Below are 21,873 nucleotides of genomic sequence, written 5' to 3'. Positions count from 1 at the left end.
GCCGCTGGCAGGAAATAATTTGCAAAGCTCGTCCCGTTGAGCGGCGTTCACGGCCTGAATATATTGGCGCCCGTGATGCCGGGCCCCTCTGGCGGTTAACACCGCGATGTCGGAATCACAGTCTGTTCAATCTGACTGTAGGAGGGGCTCATGACTGCCCTCGAACCGTTCCTCTTTGCCGACTTCCTCGGTACGGCCACCTGGTTGTGGCTGGTCTTCATCGCTGTCGTCATCTCCCTGCTGGCCTTCGACCTTGGCGTGCTGCATCGCGACAATCGCGAGATCGGCGTGCGCGAGAGCCTGTTGCTGTCCGCCGGCTACATCAGCGCCGGCCTGCTGTTCGGCGTCTGGGTGTTCTTCCAGAAGGGCGGCGACGCCAGCATGGATTACCTCACCGGCTTCCTGATCGAAAAATCGTTGTCGATGGACAACGTGTTCCTCATGGCCATGATCTTCAGCTTCCTGGCGATCCCGCGGCAGTACCAGCACAAGGTGCTGTTCTGGGGAATCATGGGGGTGCTGGTGCTGCGCGCGATCATGATCGGCCTGGGTGCGGCGCTGATCCATGAGTTCAGCTGGGTGCTCTACCTGTTCGGTGCGTTCCTGTTCTTCACCGGAGTGAAGATGCTGTTCTCCAGGCTGGACGACGCACCGGACCTGCAGAACAACCTGCTGGTCAGGTTCCTGCGCAAGCACCTGCGCGTGACCGACGGCCTGCACGGCCAGCGCTTCTTCGTGCGCCAGGACGATGGCAACGGACGCCGCGTGCTGTGGGTGACGCCGCTGTTCCTCGCGCTGATCCTGATCGAGTGTGCCGACCTGGTGTTCGCCATCGACAGCGTGCCGGCGATCTTCGCCATCACCCAGGATCCGTTCATCGTCTACACCTCGAACATCTTCGCCATCCTCGGCCTGCGCGCCCTGTACTTCGCCCTGGCCGCGCTGATCCACCGCTTTGCCTATCTCAAGTACGCACTGGCCCTGGTGCTGGTGTTCATCGGCACGAAGATCTTCCTGGTGGGCATCATCGGCAAGATCCCGGCGGCCGTATCCCTCAGCGTGACCCTCGGCCTGCTGGTCGGTGGCGTGGCGTTGTCGCTGTACAAGACCCGTGGCCAATCGCAGCCACACGAACATTGATGCTCGCCCCGGCCCCGCCGCTGGCGTGGTCGGAGGCAGCCCGAAACTGGAGAATCACTGATGAATAGCTGCCGCAAACGTCCCCTGGCATTCGCTGCCTTGGGCGCCATTGTGTTCACCCTGGCCGGCTGCGAGGCCGCCGAGCAGTCGGCGCAGAAACTGGCCGACGAGGCGAAGAAGGAAGCGCAGGCGTTGATCGAGGGCTCGGTCGGAGAAGTGGTGGACGAGGTCAACCGCCAGGTGGACGCCTTGCAGGACTCCACCAACCGCGCCCTGGGCAAGGCCGAAGCCGAGGCCGAGGAGGGCAGCGACAGGCCGCACGACGAACCATCCGCCGAACGTCCCGTCGAGCCAGGCGTGGAAACCTGATGAGGCGTCAGCCGAGCAGCCGCTGCGGGCTGAGCATGGCGGCGGTCAGGCCGGCGGCGATCAGCTGTTCCGGCAGCGGCTGCTTGCGGATCAGCGCGGCGCAGGCCTGGCCCATGGCCGCGCTGGTCTGGATGCCGTAGCCGCCCTGTGCGGCGACCCAGAAGAAGCCCGCCGCCTGCGCATCGAAACCGCCGACCAGGTCGCCGTCGGCAACGAAGCTGCGCAGGCCGGCCCAGGTGTGCTCCGGGCGGCGAATCTGCAGGCTGGTATGGGTTTCGATCTGGTGGATGCCGAGGGCGATGTCCAGCTCTTCCGGTTGTACGTCGTGGGCCGCCACCGGGTCGGCATTGGCCGGTGAACCCAGCAGCAGACCGGCATCGGGCTTGAAGTAGAAGGATTCGTCCAGGCTGACCAGCGCCGGCCAGTTCTGGCAGTCGATGCCCTCGCCGGCTTGGAAGGTGAAGGCGGCGCGTCGTTTGGGTTGCAGGCCGATGCCGGGCAACCCGGCCAGCTGGGCGATCTGGTCGCACCAGGCGCCGGCGGCGTTGATCAGCAGCGTGGCGCTGTAGGGCTGCCCCGCGCAGTCCACCTGCCAGCCCTCGGCGCTGCGGCTGATGGCCAGCACCTCGCGGTCGCAGTGTATTTCGCCACCCTGCTGGCGGATGCCGCGCAGGTAGCCCTGGTGCAGGGCGGCGGTATCGATGTCGGCGGCGCTGGGGTCGTACAGCGCCCCTCGGACCCGTTCGCGACGCAGCACCGGCACCATCGCGCAGGCCTGCTCGGCGCTGAGCAGGCGAGCCTCGGCGACCTGTTGGCGCGCCTGCTCGAACTGGCGCTGCAGCTCGGCCGCATCGCCGCTGAAATCCACCACCAGTTCGCCACGCGGGGTGAGCAGCGGGTGGTCGCTGAAGCCAGCGGGTGGCGCGTCGTAGAAGGCGCGGCTGGCGGCGGTCAGTGCGCGCACCTGGGGCGTGCCGTAGGCCACGGTGTAGAGCGCGGCCGAGCGACCGGTGGAGTGGTAGCCCGGTTGCGCCTCGCGCTCCAGGACGATGGTCTTGCCGTGGCCGGCGAGAAAGTAGCCGGTGGAGGCGCCGGCGATACCGCCGCCGATGATGAGGTAGTCGCAGTGCTGCATGTCGTGTCGTTCGATGGGGTCAAATGAAAAAGGCGAAGCCACAGGCTTCGCCTTTGTTCGCTCGCCGTCGCTTCAGTGCTTGCGCGGCACGGCCTTGAGCAGCTCGTCCGGCGGCATCTCGCACTGGATCTTGCGCCCGATCAGTTCTTCGATCGGTGGCAGGGCGAAGGCGTCGTCCTCGCCGGCGAAGCTGATCGAGGTGCCGCTGGTGCCGGCGCGGCCGGTACGACCGATGCGGTGCACGTAGTCGTCCGGGTCTTCCGGCAGGGTGAAGTTGATCACGTGGCTGATGCCGTCGACGTGGATGCCGCGACCGGCCACGTCAGTGGCGACCAGTACGCGGATGTGTCCGGCACGGAAGCCTTCGAGCACCTTGATGCGCTTGTGCTGCGGCACGTCACCGGACATCTGCGCGGCGCTGACGCCGTCGCGGGTCAGGCGTTCCTCGATGCGGCGCACTTCGTCCTTGCGGTTGGCGAAGACCATCACCCGGTCCCAGGCGTTCTGCGTGACCAGGTTGTACAACAGCTTGTACTTGTCGCTGGAGGCGACGGCGTAGACGTGCTGCTCGACGGTGTCGCTGGCGACGTTCTCCGGCTCGATCTCGACGATGGCCGGGTTGACCGTCCACTGCTTGGCCAGGTTCATCACGTCTTCGGTGAAGGTGGCGGAGAACAGCAGGGTCTGGCGGTCACCCTTCATCGGCGTCTGGCGGATGATCTGGCGCACCTGCGGGATGAAGCCCATGTCGAGCATGCGGTCGGCTTCGTCGAGGACCATCACCTCGACCATGTCCAGGTGCACCTCACCGCGCTGGTTGAAGTCCAGCAGACGGCCCGGGGTGGCCACGAGGATGTCGCAGAAGCGCGACTCCAGCTGCTTGAGCTGCTTGTCGAAGTCCATGCCGCCGACGAAGCTCATGACGTTGAGCCCGGTGTACTTGGTCAGCTCGGCGGCGTCCTTGGCGATCTGTACCACCAGCTCGCGGGTCGGCGCGATGATCAGCGCACGCGGCTCGCCCATGTAGCGCTCTTTCGGCGCCGGGGTCTGCAGCAGCTGGGTGATGATCGAGATGAGGAACGCGGCGGTCTTGCCGGTGCCGGTCTGGGCGCGGCCGATGGCATCCTGGCCCTTGAGGGTGTAACCGAGGACGCCGGCCTGGATCGGTGTGCAGTAGGGGAAACCCAGGTCGTGGATGGCATGCATCAGCTCGGGCGCGAGTCTGAAGTCATGGAAGCGCACCTTGCCTTCGGCAGGCTCGACCACGAAGTCTTCCAGCTTCCAGGTGTCCACCGGCTTGGCCGGGCGTTCGCGACGGGGCTTGTCGGCCTTGGCGGGGCGTGGTTGCTGCTGCGGGCTGGGCGTGCCGGCGTTGTCGCTGGCGGCACGGGCGGGTTTGTTCTTGCGGGAGCGCTGGTCGTCTGTGCCGCGGGCCGGGCTGGGCGCTGCTACGGGGGACGCTTGTGGCTGCTCGTCTTCGGCCTTGCCGAACATTTTCTTGAGTGCTTTGAGCACGGGCTTCTCATCGACTGGTTAAGGAGTGAACGCTCGCCAGTGTAATGCAAGACGCGAGCGTGGCGAAGTGCTTCGCTCGCGTCTGTCAAGGGGACCGAGTGGTCAGCGCCTCATTGCTCCGGCAGGCTGGCCAGCAGCAGGCGCTGCACGTTGCCGCCCATGATCGCGGCGATGGCGCTGTCATCGAAGCCGGCCTGCTGCAGGCCTTCGGTGATCTGCGCCAGGCCGGTCACGTCGAACGGCGTATGCACGGTGCCGTTGAAGTCCGAGCCGAGGGCGACATGCTCGACCCCGACTTGGTCGACGGTGTAGCGGATGGCCTTGACGATGGCCGCGACCGAGGTATCGCACACGGCGGTGCTCCAGTAGCCGATGCCGATGACCCCGCCTTTGGCGGCAATGGCCTGGATATGCTTGTCGCTGAGGTTGCGGGTGCCGGGGCAGGTGCCTTCGACACCCGTATGCGACACCAGCACCGGGCGCGTGGCCATGGCCAGCACGTCATCGATCAGTGGGAGCGAGGCGTGGGCCAGGTCCACCAGCATGGCCTTTTCTTCCAGGCGTGCGATCACCTGGCGCCCCAGCGGCGTCAGGCCGCCCTTGTTCAGGCCATGGGCCGAGCCGCCGACTTCGTTGTCGAAGAAGTGCGTGAGGCCGGCGATGCGAAAGCCGGCGTCGTACAGCACGTCGATGTTCTCCAGCTTGCCCTCGATGGGTTGCAGACCCTCGGTGGCCAGCAGCCCGGCGACGCGGCGAGGGTCCTGCTGCCAGGCGGCGATGAAGCCGGTGAGGTCCTCGCGGCTGCGGATCAGTACCAGGCGCCCGTCGCTGCCGGCCGCGGCGTCACGCAGTTTCTGCGCCTGGTACAAGGCGCGCTGCAGCAGGCTGCTCCAGGTTTCCCGTGGCCAGCGCTGGGCCATCGCCAGCAGGGTGATGTTGTCGCTGTCGGCGCCATTGCTCTCCATGTTCAGCCCGCGCGGGGTCTTGGTCACGGTGGAGAACACCTGCAGGCCGAGACGCCCCTCGAGCATGCGTGGCAGGTCCGAGTGCCCGTAGTCGTAGCGCTTGAGCAGGTCGCGCTCCCAGAGCAGGGCGTCGTCGTGCAGGTCGGCGACGAACAGGCCCTGGTGCAGTTTCTGCGCGCTGGCGCTGGTGCTGTAGGGCGGCGGGCTGGCGACGCTGTTCATCTTCGCGTCGAGCAGCGACGGCAGGCCGAGAACGGCCAGGGCGGAGAGGGGAACGAGGAGCAACAGGGCGAGCAGGAGTTTGCGCATGAGTGGCCATCCAGGCGTGTTGTTATGCCGGGCACTCTAGCAGGGAAGTTCTGGCGCGGGCGTGTGCGGGGGGCGATTCAGCCGCAGAGGCAGTTGCGCCCCTGCTGCTTGGCCTGGTACAGCGCGGCGTCGGCGCGGGCGATGAGCCCCGACAGGCTGTCGCTGTGCTGCATCTGCGCCAGGCCGATGGAGATGGTGACGCCCGGCAGCACGCCGACCGGCGAGTAGAACGAGTCGATCTGTTCCAGGCTGGCACGCAGTCGCTCGCCGATGGTGCGGGCATCCTGATCGGCGATCTCCGGCAGCAGGATGACGAATTCCTCGCCGCCGAAGCGTATCAGGCTGTCCTTGGGACGGAGCTGGTTGCGCAGGGTGTGGGCGACCAGGCACAGGGCGTAGTCGCCGGCCAGGTGGCCATGCTGGTCGTTGTAGGCCTTGAAGTGGTCGACATCCAGCATCAACAGCGACATCGGCTCGTCGTTGAAGGCGCAGCGGGTGCTCTCGCGCTCGAACACATGCTCCAGCCAGCGCCTGTTGAAGCAGCCGGTGAGGGTGTCGATATTGGCATTCTGCTCGCTGTCGAGAATCTGCCGGTTGCCCTGGCGAACCCGTTCGCAGAGCAGCTCCAGCAGGTTCTGCATCAGCTGCGGCGATTGCTGGAACAGGGCGATCAGCGACTCACGGTGCAGGCGCAGGACGACCGAGGGACGCTCGGCCACCACATAGGCGGAAGGGTGCTCGTTGTCGATGAAGCTGATCTCGCCTGCGCAGTCGCCCACTTCCAGGGTGCTCACGGCCTGGTTGTCCAGTGAACCGAGGTAGACGCGCAACTGGCCTGAAATCAGCAGGTAGAGGTGTTGGTTGCGATTGAAGGGGGAGAGCAGGACTTCGCCTGCTTCCAGCTCACAGGCACGAAACTCCCGCAGCAGCTGATCGAGGCTGCTGGCCGCGACATTGTGAAAAAGCCGCAGTTGCCGAACTTGCTGCAGGTCTGCCTGCCAGTGCGCCGATTTCATCGCGATCTCGTCGTGCCAGACCGGGCAAAAACGCCGGAAGGCAAAACCAACGCTCCCTGTCATGTCCACGAATAATCTTCGACATTATTCTCGGGTCGCAGACCTGGCAATGCTCGGGCAAAGCCTCACCGACCAATGGTTGTACCTCGGTGCGAAGCTGTTAACTGATGCCTGTTCGTGTGTGCTCGAGATCACGGCGCGAAATGAATGCGGTGGCCGACGGCGTAGCCGGCCAACCGCTCGCCGATGGCCGATGCCAGCGCCTCGTCCTGGTTCGGCACATGGACGTGGGCCAGCTGCCCGGCCTGGTCATCGCTCAGCACCTCGACGCGGATGGCGGGATGCAGCTCGGCGAGGTCACTCTGGTAGACGCGGGCGATGGCGTCGAAGCGCAGTGCCGGCTTGAACGTCTTGCCCACCGCGGTCAACGGGATGGCGTCGACGATCCAGGCGTTCTTGGGGATGGCCGCGCGTTCGGGGATGTGCGCCGCCGCGTGCTCCAGCAGCTCCGCCTCGCTGGCCTGGTTGCCGGGTTTCAGTTGCACGTAGACCACCGGCAGCTCGCCGGCTTTCTCGTCCGGTTTGCCGACGGCTGCGGCCATGGCCACGGCGGGGTGCTTGTGCAGCGCCTCCTCGATCATCTGCGGGTCGATGTTGTGCCCGCCTCGGATGATCAGGTCCTTGCTGCGGCCGGTCAGCCAGATGTAGCCATCGGCATCGACGCGGCCGAGGTCGCCGGTGTTGAACCAGTCACCGTCGACCCAGATGCCGGCATTCTTGCTCGTCTGCAGGTAGCCCTTGAACACCGTCGCGCCACGGATGCACAGGTTGCCGATCTCGTTCTGCGCGGCGTCACGCAGGTAGCGGCCCTGGTCGTCGAGGACCTTGATGCTCACCTCGCAGTAGGGCATGCGCAGGCCGATGGAGCCCGGGCGCCGTTCTCCGGCCGGCGGGTTGGCGCAGCTGCCGCAGGTGCCTTCGGTCAGGCCGTAGCCTTCGATCAGGGTCAGGCCGGTCTTGACCTCGAACTGACGGATCAGCTCGACCGGCATCGGCGCCGCACCGCACAGCGCGTACTTCAGCGAGGACAGGTCATGGCCTTCGCTGGGCACCTGCAGCAGCCCGGCATAGATGGTCGGTACGCCACTGAAGAAGCTGACTCGGTGGCGCTCGATGACTTTCCAGAAGTTGCCGATCAGCGTGGTGTTGCGATAGCCCTGTGGCGTCGCCAGCAGCACCTCGGCACCGCCGATGAAGGCAGCCAGGCCGGTAACCACCACGCCGTTGACGTGGAACAGCGGCAGGCCGCAGAGCGTCACGTCGCCCGGACCGAAGCGGGTGACCAGGTTCATGCTGTAGGCCATCGCCACTTCGTTGCCATGGCTGTGCGGGGCGAGCTTGGGCGTGCCGGTGGTGCCGCCGGTGTGGAAGTAGCTGGCTACGTCGTCCGCGGCGATGATGCGGCCGCTTTCCAGGTGGTCGTTCGGGCAGGCGGCGATGGTCTCGTCGAAGTCCAGCACACCTTCCGGCCAGGCGCCGCGCTGGGCCTTGAGCGCACTGCGTTGCGGCTCGGGCAGCAGGTTGGCCATGTCCACGCAGAGAATCGCCTTCAACTCGGGCAGTTGCCCGCGCAGGGCCTGCACCTTGTCCCACAGGTCGGTGCCGGGGAAGGGGGCGAGGGTCACCAGCAGTTCGGAGTCCGAGGCGTGGATCAGCTCGGCGATATGCTCGGGATCGAGCAGCGGGTTGATCGCGTTGACGATCCCGGCCGCTTCGCCGCCCCAGATGGTGTAGTGGGTCTGCGGCAGGTTCGGCAGGAGGAACGACACGGCCTTGCCCGGGCGCAGGCCCAGGCGGTGGAAGGCGTTGGCGGTCTGGGTGAGCTTGCCCAGCAGCTCGGCGTAGCTCAGGCGCAGCGGGGTTTCCTCGCCATTGCCCTGGAGAATGAACGACAGCGCCGGGGCATCGGGTTGCGCACTGGCCGTCCGGCGGATCAGCTCGAAGGTGCTCGGCGGCAGGTTGCGTTCGCTCAGTGCGACGGCCTCGATCTGCTCGATGTCCTGCAGGGTGCGAATCAGGGGCGCTGTGCTCATTTATTGTGCATCTCTTCGGTTCGGTCAGCCGGCTTGCAGCTGGCTCAACCAGTCGGCGATATCGCGAATTTCCTCCGGCAGTACCTCGTGCGCCATCGGATAGTCGCGCCATTGCACCGGCACTCCGCAGGCGTGCAGGCGATCATGCGCGGCGCGCCCCATGTCGGGCGTCACCACGTCATCGAATTTGCCATGCAAACACAGCACCGGCAGTTGTCTTTTTGTATCCGTCAGCTGCATTTCATCGCTGAAGGTCGGGGCGTAGGTCGACAGCGCCAGCACGCCGCCGAGCGTTTCGGCGTAGCGCAGGAAGGCGGTATGCAGCACCACAGCTCCGCCCTGGGAGAAGCCGGCCAGGACGATGCGTTCGGCGGCGATGCCGCTGTCCCGCTCGGCTTCGATCAGGGCGATGACCTGGTCGGCGGAGGCCTCCAGTTGCGCCTGGTCGATGGCGCGGGCCGGGCTCATGGCGAGGATGTCGTACCAGCTGGGCATGCTCCAGCCGCCATTGATGGTCACCGGGCGTGTGGGGGCCTGCGGCAGGATGAAACGGGTGGTTGCCAGCCGCTCCTGCAGCATCTCCGCGACCGGCAGGAAATCGTAGCGATCAGCCCCCAGCCCGTGCAGCCAGATCACACTGGCGTCGGCGGTTTGTGGGGGCTGCAGAATCATGGGTGCGGTCATTGGTAGCTCCAGTGTGGTGCGAGTGCCCGATGTTGGGGCGGCGCTATGTGCCAGTCTCGACTAATCTGTGAATAAGTTGTCGCAAGGGTGAACATTTTGCTCTTGACCCTTGTTCATCCTGCATTTTGCAGGCTGCTGGTACGGGGCTTGCTAAGGCAGATGTGGACTGACGATGCAGTGCGGCAAAGGTAACACTGTGCCATTGCCGACTGCTCAACAGGCAGGAATCTGCTGTGTGGGGTTCCTTAGTAGACCGTCCGGGTGGCACGCCGCCCAGGCGGATGACGATCCGTCTCTGGCCCGTTCAACCAATGGGCAGGGCAGGGGCAGTTGGCCAGCAGAGGGCATTGCCGACTAGACTCCCGCCTGACGTCCGAGTTTCTCGCCGACCTCGTTGCTGCCAGCGGGGCGTGCACCTCAAAAGGGTTGGGAAGCCGGACTGAGACTCCAACACAACAAGAGCAACTGGAGGTTTTTGATGAAGATGGTGAAATCCACCCTGGCTATGCTGACCACCGCTGCGGTGCTTGGCGTCAGTGGCTTCGCTCAGGCGGGCGCCACCCTGGACGCCGTGCAGAAGAAAGGCTTCGTGCAGTGCGGTATCAGCGACGGTCTGCCGGGCTTCTCCTATGCAGATGAGAAAGGCAACTACCTGGGTCTGGACGTCGACGTCTGCCGCGCTGTTGCTGCCGCGGTCTTCGGTGACGCTACCAAGGTCAAGTACAGCCCGCTGACCGCCAAGGAGCGCTTCACCGCGCTGCAGTCCGGCGAGGTCGACATCCTGTCGCGCAACACCACCTGGACCAGCTCGCGCGACTCGGCGCTGGGCCTGAACTTCACTGGCACCAACTACTACGACGGCCAGGGCTTCCTGGTGAACAAGAAGCTGGGCGTTTCCAGTGCCAAGGAACTGGACGGCGCTACCGTCTGCATCCAGGCCGGTACCACCACCGAACTGAACCTCTCCGACTACTTCCGTGCCAACGGCATGAAGTACACCCCCATCACCTACGATACCTCCGACGAGAGCGCCAAGTCGGTCGAAGCGGGCCGTTGCGACGTGCTGACCTCCGACCAGTCGCAGCTGTACGCGCAGCGCATCAAGCTGGCCAACCCGGACGAGTACGTGGTACTGCCGGAAGTCATCTCCAAGGAACCGCTGGGCCCGGTCGTGCGCCAGGGTGACGAGGAGTGGTTCGACATCGTGCGCTGGACCCTGTTCGCCATGCTCAACGCCGAAGAACTGGGCGTGACCTCGGCCAACGTCGAAGAAACCGCCAAGACCACCAAGAACCCGGACGTCGCTCGTCTGCTGGGTGCCGAGGGTGAGTTCGGCAAGGACCTCAAGCTGCCGAAAGACTGGGCCGTGCAGATCGTCAAGCAGGTCGGTAACTACGGCGAGTCCTTCGACCGCAACGTGGGTGCCGGTAGCGAGCTGAAGATCGAGCGTGGTCTCAACGCCCTTTGGAACAAGGGTGGTCTGCAGTACGCACCGCCGGTGCGTTGACCGTCCACAGCGGCAGGCGGGAATCTGTTCATAGGCTCGCGCGCAGCAGCCTATGGACCGGTTCTCGGGGTCTGCCGCTGTCGTTTCCGCTGATGTGAACTCCGGCCGGCTTGCGTGCGGCCGGGGCTTCCAAGAGGGTTGTTATGCAAACGACTGCTAATGCCCCGCGCCCGCGAGGATCGTTCCTGAACGATCCGCAGGTGCGCGCGTGGCTGTTCCAGATCATCGCCGTTGTCGCTGTCGTGGCGCTCGGCTGGTTTCTCTTCCAGAACACCCAGGCCAACCTGGAGAAGCGCGGGATCATTTCCGGCTTCGCTTTCCTCAACAACAGTGCCGGCTTCGGCATCGCCCAGCACCTGATCGATTACACCGAGAGCGACAGCTACGTCCGCGTCTTCGTGATCGGACTGCTCAACACCCTGCTGGTCTCGGTCATCGGTATCGTGCTGGCCTCCATTCTCGGGTTCCTGCTCGGCGTGGCGCGCCTGTCGCCGAACTGGCTGATCAACAAGCTGGCCACCGTCTACATCGAGATATTCCGCAACATCCCGCCGTTGCTGCAGATACTCTTCTGGTATTTCGCCGTGTTCCTCGCCCTGCCTGGTCCCCGGCAGAGTCTGGATCTGGGTGAAACCTTCTTTCTCAACAGCCGTGGCCTCTACCTGCCTGCGCCGAGCCCGTCGGAGAACTTCGGGCTGTTCGCCGTGGTGCTGCTGGCGACCATCGTCGGCATCGTCGCTCTCGGGCGCTGGGCCAAGAAGCGGCGTGAGGCTACCGGCCAGATATTCCCGCTGCTGTGGACCTCGCTGGCGCTGATCGTGGTGCTTCCCGGCCTGGCCGTGCTCGTCGGCGGTAACCCGCTGCAATGGAGCGTGCCGCAGCTGGCCGGTTTCAACTTCCGTGGCGGCTGGGTGATGATCCCCGAGCTGATGGCGTTGACCCTGGCACTGACCATCTACACCGCCGCCTTCATCGCCGAGAACGTGCGCTCCGGGATCATGGCCGTCAGCCATGGCCAGACCGAGGCCGCCCGCTCGCTGGGGCTGCGTCCGGGCATCACCCTGCGCCTGGTGATCATCCCGCAGGCCCTGCGGGTGATCGTTCCGCCGCTGACCAGCCAGTACCTGAACCTGGCGAAGAACTCGTCGCTGGCCGCCGGTATCGGCTATCCGGACATGGTCTCGCTGTTCGCCGGCACGGTGCTCAACCAGACCGGCCAGGCCATCGAGGTGATCGCCATCACCATGAGCGTCTACCTCGCCATCAGCATCAGCATTTCCCTGCTGATGAACTGGTACAACAAGCGCATTGCGCTGACCGAGCGGTAAGGAGCAGCCATGCAATCCCATACTTTCAAACCGGACCTGCCGCCGCCGCGCATGAGCGTTGGCATGCTGGGCTGGCTCAAGGCGAACCTGTTCTCCAACTGGTTCAACAGCCTGTTGACCGTCTTCGCGATCTACCTGATCTGGCTGGTGGTGCCGCCGCTGCTGCAGTGGGCGATCATCGATGCCAACTGGGTCGGCAGCACCCGCGCCGATTGCACCCAGGAGGGCGCCTGCTGGGTGTTCATCCAGCAGCGCTTCGGCCAGTTCATGTACGGCTTCTACCCCAGCGAACTGCGCTGGCGCGTGGACACCACCCTGTGGCTGGCGATCGTCGGCGCGGCGCCGCTGTTCGTCCCGCAGATGCCGCGCAAGGCGCTGTACGGCCTGGCGTTCCTGGTGCTCTATCCGCTCATCGCCTGGAGCCTGCTGCATGGCGGCGTGTTCGGCCTGAGCGTGGTCGCCACCAGCCAGTGGGGCGGCCTGATGCTGACGCTGGTGATCGCCTCCGTCGGCATTACCGGGGCGTTGCCGCTGGGCATCCTGCTGGCGCTGGGGCGACGCTCCAACCTGCCGGCGATCAAGGTCATCTGCGTCACCTTCATCGAGTTCTGGCGTGGTGTGCCGCTGATCACCGTGCTGTTCATGTCCTCGGTGATGCTGCCGCTGTTCCTGCCCGAGGGCATGCACTTCGACAAGCTGATGCGCGCACTGATCGGGGTGATCCTGTTCCAGTCCGCCTACATCGCCGAAGTGGTGCGTGGCGGTCTGCAGGCCATTCCCAAGGGCCAGTACGAGGCCGCTGCGGCCATGGGCTTGGGCTACTGGCGGATGATGGGCCTGGTGATTCTGCCGCAGGCGCTCAAGCTGGTGATTCCGGGCATCGTCAACGTGTTCATCGCCCTATTCAAGGACACCAGCCTGGTGATCATCATCGGCCTGTTCGACCTGCTCAACAGCATCAAGCAGGCAACCACCGATCCGGCCTGGCTGGGCATGGCCACCGAAGGCTATGTGTTCGCCGCACTGATTTTCTGGATTTTCTGTTTCGGCATGTCCCGCTACTCCCAGCGACTGGAGAGGAAGCTGGATACCGGCCACAAGCGTTAGGAGCTGATCAGTATCTGCTGCGCGTCGGTCAGGCGGCGTTGAAAACGGTCCCGGAATGCTCAGGTACACCAGTACGCTGCGCGTCCTCACCTGTTTTCGCCTTGCCTGGCTGCAGCGCCAAATCCTGAATCGGTTCCTCGAGAGGAGTGAATTATGAGTGAAGCAGTCAAGCAACCCAGCGCCGAGCCGATGATCCTGCTGCAGGGCGTGAACAAGTGGTACGGCCAGTTCCACGTGCTCAAGGACATCAACCTGAGCGTGCAGGCGGGTGAGCGTATCGTGCTGTGCGGGCCTTCCGGCTCGGGCAAGTCGACCACCATCCGCTGCATCAACCGCCTGGAGGAGCACCAGCAGGGGCGCATCGTGGTCGATGGCACCGAGCTGACCGGTGACCTCAAGCACATCGAGGCGATTCGTCGCGAGGTGGGCATGGTGTTCCAGCACTTCAACCTGTTCCCGCACCTGACCGTGCTGCAGAACTGCACCCTGGCGCCGATGTGGGTGCGCAAGATGCCCAAGCGCCAGGCCGAGGAAATCGCCATGCACTTCCTCGAGCGCGTGCGCATCCCCGAGCAGGCGGGCAAGTACCCGGGACAGCTCTCCGGCGGTCAGCAGCAGCGTGTGGCGATCGCCCGTGCGCTGTGCATGAAGCCGAAGATCATGCTGTTCGACGAACCCACCTCGGCACTGGACCCGGAAATGGTCAAGGAGGTGCTCGACACCATGATCGGTCTGGCCGAAGACGGCATGACCATGCTCTGCGTGACCCACGAGATGGGCTTCGCCCGTACCGTGGCCAACCGGGTGATCTTCATGGACAAGGGCGAGATCGTCGAACAGGCCGATCCGGATACCTTCTTCACCAACCCGCAGAACGAGCGTACCCAGCTGTTCCTCAGCCAGATCCTGCACTGAGCCAGCGCCACGCGAGTCATCAGGGAGCCTGCGGGCTCCCTTTTTCGTGGTCGCCCGGCGGGCGGGTCAGCTGCTGCGTCGCATGCGTTTGCGGAACGCGCCGGGCGTTTCGCCGCACAGCTGCTTGAAGCGCTTGGCGAAGGTCGCGCGATCACTGAAACCGACCTGACAGGCGACCTGCTCCAGCGACTGCGTCGACTCGGCCAGCGCCTGCTGCGCCTGGCTGATGCGCAGGCGTTGCAGGTATTCGCCCGGAGTCATCCCGGTGGCCAGGCGGAAGCGGCGCAGCAGGGTGCGCGAGGAGCAATGCGCCTGCCGGGCGAGACGGGGCAGGTCGAGTGCCTCGGCATGGTGTTCGCGCAGCCACTGCAGCAGCGGCGCCAGCGTTCGGTCTTCGCTGTGCGGCAGCAGCGGGGCGAAGCGGGTCTGCGTGCCGCGCTGGCGTTCGATCACCATGGCGGCGGCCACCTGCTGGGCCAGCCATTCGCCGGCGTGCAGGGCGATCAGGTGCAGGCACAGGTCGAGTCCCGCCTGGGCGCCGCCCGAGCAGAACAGCGGGCCATCCTCGGTCAGCAGCAGGTCGCTGCGCAGGTGCACCTGGGGGTAGTGTCTGGCGAAGGCATCCGCCAGCGCCCAGTGCGTGGTCGCCTGGCGTCCGTCGAGCAGGCCGGCGGCGGCCAGCAGGAAGGCGCTGCTGCACAGGCTGGCGACTTGCTGGCGGTCGCGGCGTGCCAGCCAGGGCAGCAGCCTGGCATTGCTTTCCAGGGTCAGGCCGACCGCGCTGCCGGTGGCCGGCACGATCAGCAGGTCGGCCTGTTCCGCCAGCTCCAGTCCGCCATCGACCTGGATCTGGGCGAACTCCAGCTGCACGGGACGGGCATCGAGGCTGAAGCGCTGGAGCCTGAAGCAGGGCGCGGCTGCCAGGCGGTTGGCCAGGGCGAAGGCGTCCTGCGCCATGCTCAGGCTGGAGCAGATGGTCTGGGGGCAGACGTACAGCGCGATGCGCAGCATGGTGGTATCCGGTGAAGAGGTTGGCGATTATTGACACAAAGTTGTCCTGATCGCCAATCGTCTTCAGAGCGGGCGACGCGCAGACTAGGCTGCATTCATCAGCGATTCGCAGGAACGCCCATGAGCCACCCCAATGCCGAACTGATCCAGCGCTTCTACAGCGCCTTCCAGCGTCTCGACGCCGAGAGCATGGCCGGCTGCTACGCCGAGGACGTGCACTTCTCCGACCCCGTGTTCACCGATCTGCGAGGTGCGCAGGCGGGGGACATGTGGCGCATGCTGTGCAGCCGAGCCGAGGGCTTCTCGCTGACCTTCGACGGGGTGGAGGCCGACGAGCATGGCGGCCGCGCGCGCTGGGTGGCCAGCTACCGCTTCAGCGCCACGGGGCGACAGGTTGTCAACCGTATCCAGGCGCGCTTCGTGTTCCGCGATGGCCTGATCGTCGAGCACCACGACCACTTCGATCTCTGGCGCTGGTCGCGCCAGGCGCTCGGCCTCAAGGGCCTGCTGCTGGGCTGGGCGGCGCCGGTCCAGGCGGCCATCAGACGACAGGCGGCACGTGGTCTGGAGCAGTTTCGCGCGTCGCGCTGAGGCGGGCGAAGGAACGCAGTGGTAGGCTAGCCGGTCTCAATTGCCAATAAAGCGTGCGCACACGGTGTGCTGCACCACCACTGCCCATCGAGACCTGCCGTGACCGAACTGATCGTTGCCGTTAAACAGGCCAAGGCCTGGGGGGTTCATGCCGTCACTGCCAGTGGCGTGATCCTCGCCCTGCTGGCCCTGCTCTCCGTACTCGATGGCCAGCCCAAGCAATGCCTGTTGTGGCTGGGCCTGGCCCTGCTGGTCGACGGCCTGGATGGTTCGCTGGCGCGGCGTTATGACGTCAAGAGCGTACTGCCGCACTTCGATGGTTCGACCCTGGACCTGGTGATCGACTACCTGACGTACGTGTTCATCCCGGCGATCTTCCTCTACCGCTTCATCCCGTTGCCCGATTACACCCCGTTGTTCGCGGTCGGGCTGATCCTGCTGTCGTCGCTGTTCTGTTTCTGCAACCTGAACATGAAGAGCCAGGACAACTACTTCGTGGGGTTCCCGGCGGCCTGGAACGTGGTGGTGCTGTACTTCTACATCCTCGATGTGCACCCCTGGATCACCCTGGGCATGATCGTGCTGCTGGCCGCGCTGACCCTGACCAAGATGAAGTTCCTGCACCCCTTCCGGGTGCGTCAGTTCATGCCGCTGAACATCTTCGTGACCTTCGTCTGGATGCTCTCCAGCGCGCTGCTGATCCTGCAGTACCCGCACAACTCGGTGTGGATACTGGGCCTGTGGTTCGCCGCCTCGACCTATTTCGTCGGCATGTGCCTGTGGCGCTCGGCGCGCGAATGGTTGCCGCGGCGCGCATGAGTGCCGCGCCGGACAAGGCCTGGTTCGTCTACCTGGTACGCGCCGCCAACGGTGCCCTGTACTGCGGCATCAGCGATGACCCGCAGCGGCGTTTCGCCCAGCATCAGGCCGGCAAGGGTGCGCGTTTCTTCCATACCAGCCCGGCGCTGGCGCTGGCCTACGTCGAGGCCTGTGCCGGCAAGGGCGATGCCCTGCGTCGCGAGCGGGCGATCAAGCGCCTGAGCAAGGCAGCCAAGGAATCGCTCATTCTGGCCATTGATGGCGACGCATCAGCCCAAGGCGGTGTGCGCGACCCCCTGGCGCGGGTAAGCTGACGGCTTGGAGTCTTTTCAACGTCTGCGAGCCTGAGTCGCTGCCAGCGTCACATGGCTGAGAGAGCGCAGACCTTGAACGGGCATTCGGACCTGATACGGAGCGCCTCATGCACGAGTTGATTCTTCACCATTACCCCACTTCGCCGTTCGCCGAGAAAGCCCGCCTGATGCTGGGCTTCAAACAGCTGTCCTGGCGCTCGGTGATGATTCCTCCGCTGATGCCCAAGCCCGATCTCACCGCGCTGACCGGCGGCTACCGCAAGACCCCGGTGCTGCAAGTCGGTGCCGACATCTATTGCGATACCGCGCTGATCGCCCGTCGCCTCGAGGCCGAGAAAGCCGCGCCGGCGCTGTTTCCCGAAGGGCAGGAGTTCAATGTCGGCCTGCTGGCCCAGTGGGCCGACTCGGTCCTGTTCCAGCATGCCGTGGCGCTGGTGTTCCAGCCCGAGTCCATGGCCCTGCGTTTCGCCAAGGTGCCGCCGGAATTCGCCAAGGCCTTCGCGGCCGACCGCAGCGCGCTGTTCTCCGGTGGCACGGCCACCCGCGTGCCGCTGGATCAGGCCAGGCACCAGTGGCCGGCTCTGATGGGGCTGTTGCAGCAACAGCTGCAGCGCGAACAGGGCGATTTCCTCTTCGGCGAACCCTCGCATGCCGACTTCGCCGTGGCCCACTGCCTGTGGTTCCTGCGTGGTACCCCGGTGACCTCGCCGCTGGTCGACGACTACCCGGAAGTCGCCGCCTGGCTCGGCCGTGTACTGGGCTTCGGGCATGGTTCGTTGAGCGAGATGAGCAGCGAGCAGGCCATCGCCATCGCCAGCGAGGCGAGCCCGGCGGCGCTGCCGGAGGAGGCGTTCAGCGACCCCAACGGCTTCGTGCCCGGTCAGGCGGTGAGCATCGCGGCGGTGGACTATGGCGTCGATCCGGTGCAGGGCGAGCTGGTCTTCGCCGGGCGCGACGAGCTGATCCTGCGTCGTGAAGACGAGCGAGCAGGCACCGTTCATGTGCATTTCCCGCGCCTGGGCTTCCGTATCGAAGCACGCTGATCGCTCGCAAGGGTTGCGGTTAAGCCGCTCCCGCAGAAGCCCCTGCCACTGCCGTGGGAGGGGCTTTGGCCGCGACAGGTGCGGCCAAAGCCCTCCCTCAGCGCTGATCGGGCAGCAGGAAGTTGCCCGGCCCGCTGTCTTCGAGCGTCGGCACCTCGGCTTCGTCCTTGAGGTCGACCCCCGAGAGCTGGCGCCGGCAGGCCTCGCGCATCAGGTACATCAGGCGGAAGGTGGCCATGCCGTAGCTCAGGCCCTCCAGGCGCACGTTGGAGATGCAGTTGCGGTAGGCGTCGTTGAGGCCGACTTTCGGCCCGTAAGTGAAGTACAGCCCCAGGCTGTCCGGGGAGCTCAGCCCCGGCCGTTCGCCGATGAGGATCACCGTCATCTTCGCCCCGAGGCGTTCGCCGATCTCGTCCGCCACCGCGACCCGACCCTGTTCGACCAGGGTGATCGGCGCCAGCGACCAGCCTTCTTCCAGTACCTGCTCCAGCAGACGATCGAGAAACGGCAGGCTGTGCCGCTGCACCGCCAGCGACGACAGGCCGTCGGCGATGACGATGGCCAGGTCGTAGCCCCGGCCGTGCTCTTCGGCATAGTCGACCAGCAGTTGGGCTGCGTCTTCATGCAGGCGCCTGCCGAGGTCCGGGCGCTGCAGGTAGGTGTGACGGTCGGCGGCAGCGCTGTGCAGCAGCAGGGTCGGTAGCTGGCGGTCGTGCAGCGCTTCGCGCAGGGCCGTGTGGTCGAACGGCAGGTGCACGGCGTCACGCGCCTGGGCGTGGGCGAACTGGAAATCCAGCTGGGCGCTGGTCGGCAGGCTGGTGCCGGCCCGGCCCAGGGCAATGCGCGCCGGTGTCAGCTGGCGCAGCTGCTGCCAGGGGTTTTCGGTAGCGGGGGACTTTTCGCTCATGACAACCTCGAATGATCAGGCCAGCTGGGCCAGGGCCTTGCGGAACGCCGGGGGCAACTCGTCGCCCATGCGCAGCTGTCCGCCCTGTTGCTGGAAGATGCCCATGCGTGCCAGCCACGCCTCGAACTCCGGCGCGGCGTGCAGGCCGAGGACCTTGCGCGCGTAGAGCGCGTCGTGGAACGAGGTGGTCTGGTAGTTGAGCATCACGTCGTCGGAGCCGGGAATGCCCATGATGAAGTTGATGCCGGCCGCGCCGAGCAGGGTCAGCAGCATGTCCATGTCGTCCTGGTCGGCCTCGGCATGGTTGGTGTAGCAGATGTCGCAACCCATCGGCACGCCGAGCAGCTTGCCGCAGAAGTGATCCTCCAGCCCGGCGCGGATGATCTGCTTGCCGTTGTACAGGTACTCCGGGCCGATGAAGCCGACCACGGTGTTGACCAGAAACGGATTGAAGTGACGGGCCACCGCATAGGCACGGGTCTCGCAGGTCTGCTGGTCGACGCCATGGTTGGCGTTGGCCGACAGCGCGCTGCCCTGGCCGGTCTCGAAGTACATCAGGTTGTTGCCCAGGGTGCCACGCTTGAGGCTCAGGCCGGCTTCGTAGCCTTCCTGCAGCACCTTGAGGCTGACGCCGAAGCTGGCGTTGGCCGCCTCGGTGCCGGCGATGGACTGGAATACCAGGTCCAGCGGCGCACCGCGCTCGATGGCGGCGATGGAGCTGGTGACGTGGGTCAGCACGCAGGACTGGGTAGGAATCTCGTAGCGCTGGATGACCGCATCGAGCATCTCCAGCAGGGTGCACACCGCGCTCATGCTGTCGGTGGCCGGGTTGATGCCGATCATGGCATCGCCATTGCCGTAGAGCAGGCCGTCGACCACGCTGGCGGCGATGCCGGCCGGGTCGTCGGTCGGGTGGTTGGGCTGCAGGCGCGTGGACATGCGCCCGCGCAGCCCCTGGGTGTTGCGAAAGCGGGTGACCACGCGGGTCTTCTGCGCCACCAGCACCAGGTCCTGCACGCGCATGATCTTCGATACCGCGGCGACCATCTCCGGCGTCAGCCCCGCGGCCAGGGCGGTGAGGGCGGCTTCGTCGGCGGCGTCGCTGAGCAGCCAGTCGCGCAGACCGCCGACCGTGAGGTGGCTGACCGGGGCGAAGGCTGCGCTGTCGTGGCTGTCGATGATCAGCCGGGTGACCTCGTCCTGCTCGTAGGGAATCAGCGCCTCCTGCAGGAAATGCTTGAGCGGCACCTCGGCCAGGGTCATCTGTGCGGCGGCGCGCTCGGCGTCGCTGCTGGCGGCGACGCCGGCCAGGTAGTCGCCGGAGCGCGCCGGGGTGGCCTTGGCCATCAGCTCGCGCAGGCTGTCGAAGCTCCAGGTCATGCTGGCGATGGTATGGGTGAAGCGGGCCATGCAAATCCTCCTGTCGCGGCCGCCCGTGGGCGGCCGCTTGAGCCTGTCAGCGCAGCGAACGTTCGGCGGCCTGGATGGCGGCGAACTCTTCCTCCGGTGTGCCGGACACCAGATGATGACGGCTGTACAAGGCGAAATAGGCGATGAACAGAGCGTAGATGACTGCCGCACCGATCACGACCCGTGGATCGACCAGGAAACCGGCGACCAGTGCCACCGCCGCCAGTACCAGCGCGACCGATGAAGTCAGCACTCCACCGGGCGTACGGTACGGACGCGGCATGTCCGGGCGGCGGATGCGCAGGGTGATGTGCGCCGCCATCATCAGCACGTAGGAGATGGTCGCGCCGAACACCGCTACCAGGATCAGCAGGTCGCCCTGGCCGCTCAATGACAAACCAAAGCCGATAATTCCAGGCACGATCAGTGCCAACACCGGCGCCTTGTTGCGGTTGGTCAGCGACAGGCTGCGTGGTAGGTAGCCGGCGCGGGAGAGGGCGAAGATCTGCCGCGAGTAGGCATAGATGATCGAGAAGAAGCTGGCGACCAGCCCGGCCAGGCCGACCAGGTTGACGAACTGGCTCATCCAGGTGGAACCGCCGTAGACCTTCTCCAGCGCCTCGACCAGCGGGTTGCCCGAGGCCATCAGCGCCTGGGCACCAGCGCCGCCCGGGCCGACCAGCAGGATCAGACCGGCGAAGGCCAGCAGCACCAGCATGGCGCCGATCAGGCCACGCGGCAGGTCGCGTTTCGGGTTCTTGGTTTCCTCGGCGGCCAGCGGCACGCCCTCGACCGCGAGGAAGAACCAGATGGCGTAGGGCAGGGCGGCCCAGATGCCCAGGTAGCCGAACGGCAGGAAGGTGCTGGCGCCGGTCGCTTCGGTGGCGGGGATGTCGAACAGGTTGGCCAGCTGGAAGTGCGGCACCATGGCGACGATGAACACACCCAGGGCGATGGCCGCCACGGCGGTGATGACGAACATCAGCTTCAGCGCCTCGCCGGCCCCGAGCACATGGATGCCGATGAAGACCACGTAGAAGGCCAGGTAGACCACCCAGCCGCCGATGCCGAACAGCGATTCGCAGTAGGCACCGATGAAGCAGGCGATGGCAGCGGGGGCGATGGCGTACTCGATGAGAATCGCCGTGCCGGTGAGAAAGCCGCCCCAGGGACCGAACGCGGTACGGGTGAAGCCGTAGCCGCCGCCGGCCGTGGGGATCATCGACGACAGTTCGGCCAGCGAGAAGCACATGCACAGGTACATGGTCGCCATCAGCAGCGTGGCGACGAACATGCCGCCCCAGCCGCCCTGGGCCAGGCCGAAGTTCCAGCCGGCGTAGTCGCCGGAGATCACGTAGGCCACGCCCAGGCCGATCAGCAGGATCCAGCCGGCGGCGCCCTGTTTCAGCTGGCGGCTGGCGAAGTAGTCGGCGCTGACCGCTTCCGTTTCCACGCCGCCTGCCGAGGCAGGCGTGGCAAGGGTTTCTTTGCTCATTGAGGTAACTCCTTGGCACCCCGTGACGCGGTCACGGGGTGAGGTTGTCGGGGGAATGGCAGATCAGAAGAACCCCAGCGGATTGATGTCGTAGCTGACCAGCAGGTTCTTGGTCTGCTGGTAGTGATCGAGCATCATCTTGTGGGTCTCACGCCCGACCCCGGACTTCTTGTAGCCGCCGAAGGCAGCATGCGCCGGGT

The 21,873-nt window shown here is 65.6% G+C and carries 21 protein-coding genes; 10 read left to right on the top strand and 11 right to left on the bottom strand.

Annotation, left to right across the window (positions count from 1 at the left end):
* The first annotated feature begins 150 nt into the window (after positions 1-150).
* Both EWH21_RS19435 and EWH21_RS19430 read left to right on the top strand, forming a co-directional pair.
* Positions 151-1,140 (top strand): TerC family protein, encoded by a 990-nt coding sequence (locus EWH21_RS19435; RefSeq protein WP_037055982.1) that lies wholly within the window; start codon positions 151-153, stop codon positions 1,138-1,140.
* A gap of 60 nt (positions 1,141-1,200) precedes the next feature.
* Positions 1,201-1,509 carry a hypothetical protein gene (locus EWH21_RS19430; RefSeq protein ID WP_277699105.1) on the top strand — a complete coding sequence of 103 codons (309 nt, stop codon included), beginning with the start codon at positions 1,201-1,203 and terminating at the stop codon, positions 1,507-1,509.
* A 7-nt stretch (positions 1,510-1,516) separates the two neighbouring features.
* Here EWH21_RS19430 and EWH21_RS19425 read toward each other — a convergent pair whose 3' ends face one another.
* From EWH21_RS19425 to EWH21_RS19400, 6 genes are all read right to left on the bottom strand, one after another.
* Positions 1,517-2,644 carry an FAD-binding oxidoreductase gene (locus tag EWH21_RS19425; RefSeq protein WP_277699104.1) on the bottom strand — a complete coding sequence of 376 codons (1,128 nt, stop codon included), beginning with the start codon at positions 2,642-2,644 and terminating at the stop codon, positions 1,517-1,519.
* 72 nt (positions 2,645-2,716) lie between these two features.
* Positions 2,717-4,159: an ATP-dependent RNA helicase RhlB gene (gene rhlB, locus EWH21_RS19420; RefSeq protein WP_037055988.1), complete on the bottom strand. Its 1,443-nt coding sequence runs from the start codon at positions 4,157-4,159 to the stop codon at positions 2,717-2,719.
* A gap of 110 nt (positions 4,160-4,269) precedes the next feature.
* Positions 4,270-5,433 carry a membrane dipeptidase gene (locus tag EWH21_RS19415; RefSeq protein WP_277699103.1) on the bottom strand — a complete coding sequence of 388 codons (1,164 nt, stop codon included), beginning with the start codon at positions 5,431-5,433 and terminating at the stop codon, positions 4,270-4,272.
* A gap of 77 nt (positions 5,434-5,510) precedes the next feature.
* Positions 5,511-6,449: a GGDEF domain-containing protein gene (locus tag EWH21_RS19410; RefSeq protein ID WP_277699102.1), complete on the bottom strand. Its 939-nt coding sequence runs from the start codon at positions 6,447-6,449 to the stop codon at positions 5,511-5,513.
* Positions 6,450-6,640: 191 nt separating this feature from the next.
* A complete protein-coding gene (locus tag EWH21_RS19405) occupies positions 6,641-8,542 on the bottom strand; it encodes an acyl-CoA synthetase (protein WP_277699101.1) in 1,902 nt (633 codons plus the stop codon).
* A 24-nt stretch (positions 8,543-8,566) separates the two neighbouring features.
* On the bottom strand, positions 8,567-9,226 hold the full coding sequence (locus EWH21_RS19400) for an alpha/beta fold hydrolase (protein WP_037055996.1): 660 nt from the start codon (positions 9,224-9,226) through the stop codon (positions 8,567-8,569).
* Positions 9,227-9,704: 478 nt separating this feature from the next.
* On the opposite strand from EWH21_RS19400, the gene EWH21_RS19395 reads away from it, so the two are divergent.
* The 4 genes from EWH21_RS19395 to EWH21_RS19380 all read left to right on the top strand — a co-directional run bounded on the left by EWH21_RS19395 (position 9,705) and on the right by EWH21_RS19380 (position 14,083).
* Positions 9,705-10,733 (top strand): amino acid ABC transporter substrate-binding protein, encoded by a 1,029-nt coding sequence (locus tag EWH21_RS19395; RefSeq protein ID WP_152489478.1) that lies wholly within the window; start codon positions 9,705-9,707, stop codon positions 10,731-10,733.
* 143 nt (positions 10,734-10,876) lie between these two features.
* On the top strand, positions 10,877-12,061 hold the full coding sequence (locus EWH21_RS19390) for an amino acid ABC transporter permease (protein ID WP_152489477.1): 1,185 nt from the start codon (positions 10,877-10,879) through the stop codon (positions 12,059-12,061).
* 9 nt (positions 12,062-12,070) lie between these two features.
* Complete coding sequence (locus EWH21_RS19385; RefSeq protein ID WP_277699100.1) at positions 12,071-13,168, top strand: amino acid ABC transporter permease; 1,098 nt, start codon at positions 12,071-12,073, stop codon at positions 13,166-13,168.
* 153 nt (positions 13,169-13,321) lie between these two features.
* Positions 13,322-14,083: an amino acid ABC transporter ATP-binding protein gene (locus EWH21_RS19380; protein WP_037056004.1), complete on the top strand. Its 762-nt coding sequence runs from the start codon at positions 13,322-13,324 to the stop codon at positions 14,081-14,083.
* 66 nt (positions 14,084-14,149) lie between these two features.
* Here the strand turns inward: EWH21_RS19380 and EWH21_RS19375 are convergent, their stop codons facing one another.
* A complete protein-coding gene (locus tag EWH21_RS19375; RefSeq protein ID WP_277699099.1) occupies positions 14,150-15,094 on the bottom strand; it encodes a helix-turn-helix domain-containing protein in 945 nt (314 codons plus the stop codon).
* Positions 15,095-15,214: 120 nt separating this feature from the next.
* On the opposite strand from EWH21_RS19375, the gene EWH21_RS19370 reads away from it, so the two are divergent.
* The 4 genes from EWH21_RS19370 to EWH21_RS19355 all read left to right on the top strand — a co-directional run bounded on the left by EWH21_RS19370 (position 15,215) and on the right by EWH21_RS19355 (position 17,861).
* Positions 15,215-15,685 carry a nuclear transport factor 2 family protein gene (locus EWH21_RS19370; protein WP_134678232.1) on the top strand — a complete coding sequence of 157 codons (471 nt, stop codon included), beginning with the start codon at positions 15,215-15,217 and terminating at the stop codon, positions 15,683-15,685.
* A gap of 99 nt (positions 15,686-15,784) precedes the next feature.
* Complete coding sequence (gene pcsA / locus EWH21_RS19365) at positions 15,785-16,504, top strand: phosphatidylcholine synthase (protein ID WP_037056010.1); 720 nt, start codon at positions 15,785-15,787, stop codon at positions 16,502-16,504.
* Positions 16,501-16,818 carry a GIY-YIG nuclease family protein gene (locus tag EWH21_RS19360; RefSeq protein WP_037056025.1) on the top strand — a complete coding sequence of 106 codons (318 nt, stop codon included), beginning with the start codon at positions 16,501-16,503 and terminating at the stop codon, positions 16,816-16,818. Before pcsA ends, EWH21_RS19360 begins: the two co-directional genes overlap by 4 nt.
* Before the next feature lie 107 nt (positions 16,819-16,925).
* Positions 16,926-17,861: a glutathione S-transferase family protein gene (locus tag EWH21_RS19355; RefSeq protein ID WP_277699098.1), complete on the top strand. Its 936-nt coding sequence runs from the start codon at positions 16,926-16,928 to the stop codon at positions 17,859-17,861.
* Positions 17,862-17,958: 97 nt separating this feature from the next.
* On the opposite strand, the gene eutC is transcribed toward EWH21_RS19355, so the two are convergent.
* The 4 genes from eutC to EWH21_RS19335 all read right to left on the bottom strand — a co-directional run.
* Complete coding sequence (gene eutC / locus EWH21_RS19350; RefSeq protein ID WP_037056013.1) at positions 17,959-18,768, bottom strand: ethanolamine ammonia-lyase subunit EutC; 810 nt, start codon at positions 18,766-18,768, stop codon at positions 17,959-17,961.
* A gap of 15 nt (positions 18,769-18,783) precedes the next feature.
* Positions 18,784-20,178, bottom strand: coding sequence for an ethanolamine ammonia-lyase subunit EutB (locus tag EWH21_RS19345; RefSeq protein WP_150606387.1), 1,395 nt, complete (start codon positions 20,176-20,178; stop codon positions 18,784-18,786).
* A 46-nt stretch (positions 20,179-20,224) separates the two neighbouring features.
* Positions 20,225-21,673, bottom strand: a complete 1,449-nt coding sequence (gene eat / locus EWH21_RS19340; protein WP_037056018.1) for an ethanolamine permease — start codon at positions 21,671-21,673, stop codon at positions 20,225-20,227.
* Between the two features lie 63 nt (positions 21,674-21,736).
* The coding region (locus tag EWH21_RS19335; protein WP_074968520.1) for an aldehyde dehydrogenase family protein at positions 21,737-21,873 on the bottom strand (137 nt) is incomplete at its 5' end.

This window comes from Pseudomonas sp. REST10, assembly GCF_029542605.1.
GTDB classification, from domain to species: domain Bacteria; phylum Pseudomonadota; class Gammaproteobacteria; order Pseudomonadales; family Pseudomonadaceae; genus Aquipseudomonas; species Aquipseudomonas khazarica.
Note: the sequence above shows the minus strand (reverse complement) of the source record. Positions and strands in the feature narration are given on the sequence as shown.

Excerpts from the sequence above, each read along its gene's own strand:
- EWH21_RS19435 (WP_037055982.1), top strand. The coding sequence starts at position 151 with ATGACTGCCCTCGAACCGTTCCTCTTTGCCGACTTCCTCGGTACGGCC.
- EWH21_RS19430 (WP_277699105.1), top strand. The coding sequence starts at position 1,201 with ATGAATAGCTGCCGCAAACGTCCCCTGGCATTCGCTGCCTTGGGCGCC.
- EWH21_RS19425 (WP_277699104.1), bottom strand. The coding sequence starts at position 2,644 with ATGCAGCACTGCGACTACCTCATCATCGGCGGCGGTATCGCCGGCGCC.
- EWH21_RS19415 (WP_277699103.1), bottom strand. The coding sequence starts at position 5,433 with ATGCGCAAACTCCTGCTCGCCCTGTTGCTCCTCGTTCCCCTCTCCGCC.
- EWH21_RS19410 (WP_277699102.1), bottom strand. The coding sequence starts at position 6,449 with ATGAAATCGGCGCACTGGCAGGCAGACCTGCAGCAAGTTCGGCAACTG.
- EWH21_RS19405 (WP_277699101.1), bottom strand. The coding sequence starts at position 8,542 with ATGAGCACAGCGCCCCTGATTCGCACCCTGCAGGACATCGAGCAGATC.
- EWH21_RS19400 (WP_037055996.1), bottom strand. The coding sequence starts at position 9,226 with ATGACCGCACCCATGATTCTGCAGCCCCCACAAACCGCCGACGCCAGT.
- EWH21_RS19395 (WP_152489478.1), top strand. The coding sequence starts at position 9,705 with ATGAAGATGGTGAAATCCACCCTGGCTATGCTGACCACCGCTGCGGTG.
- EWH21_RS19390 (WP_152489477.1), top strand. The coding sequence starts at position 10,877 with ATGCAAACGACTGCTAATGCCCCGCGCCCGCGAGGATCGTTCCTGAAC.
- EWH21_RS19385 (WP_277699100.1), top strand. The coding sequence starts at position 12,071 with ATGCAATCCCATACTTTCAAACCGGACCTGCCGCCGCCGCGCATGAGC.
- EWH21_RS19380 (WP_037056004.1), top strand. The coding sequence starts at position 13,322 with ATGAGTGAAGCAGTCAAGCAACCCAGCGCCGAGCCGATGATCCTGCTG.
- EWH21_RS19375 (WP_277699099.1), bottom strand. The coding sequence starts at position 15,094 with ATGCTGCGCATCGCGCTGTACGTCTGCCCCCAGACCATCTGCTCCAGC.
- EWH21_RS19370 (WP_134678232.1), top strand. The coding sequence starts at position 15,215 with ATGAGCCACCCCAATGCCGAACTGATCCAGCGCTTCTACAGCGCCTTC.
- EWH21_RS19360 (WP_037056025.1), top strand. The coding sequence starts at position 16,501 with ATGAGTGCCGCGCCGGACAAGGCCTGGTTCGTCTACCTGGTACGCGCC.
- EWH21_RS19355 (WP_277699098.1), top strand. The coding sequence starts at position 16,926 with ATGCACGAGTTGATTCTTCACCATTACCCCACTTCGCCGTTCGCCGAG.
- eutC (WP_037056013.1), bottom strand. The coding sequence starts at position 18,768 with ATGAGCGAAAAGTCCCCCGCTACCGAAAACCCCTGGCAGCAGCTGCGC.
- EWH21_RS19345 (WP_150606387.1), bottom strand. The coding sequence starts at position 20,178 with ATGGCCCGCTTCACCCATACCATCGCCAGCATGACCTGGAGCTTCGAC.
- eat (WP_037056018.1), bottom strand. The coding sequence starts at position 21,673 with ATGAGCAAAGAAACCCTTGCCACGCCTGCCTCGGCAGGCGGCGTGGAA.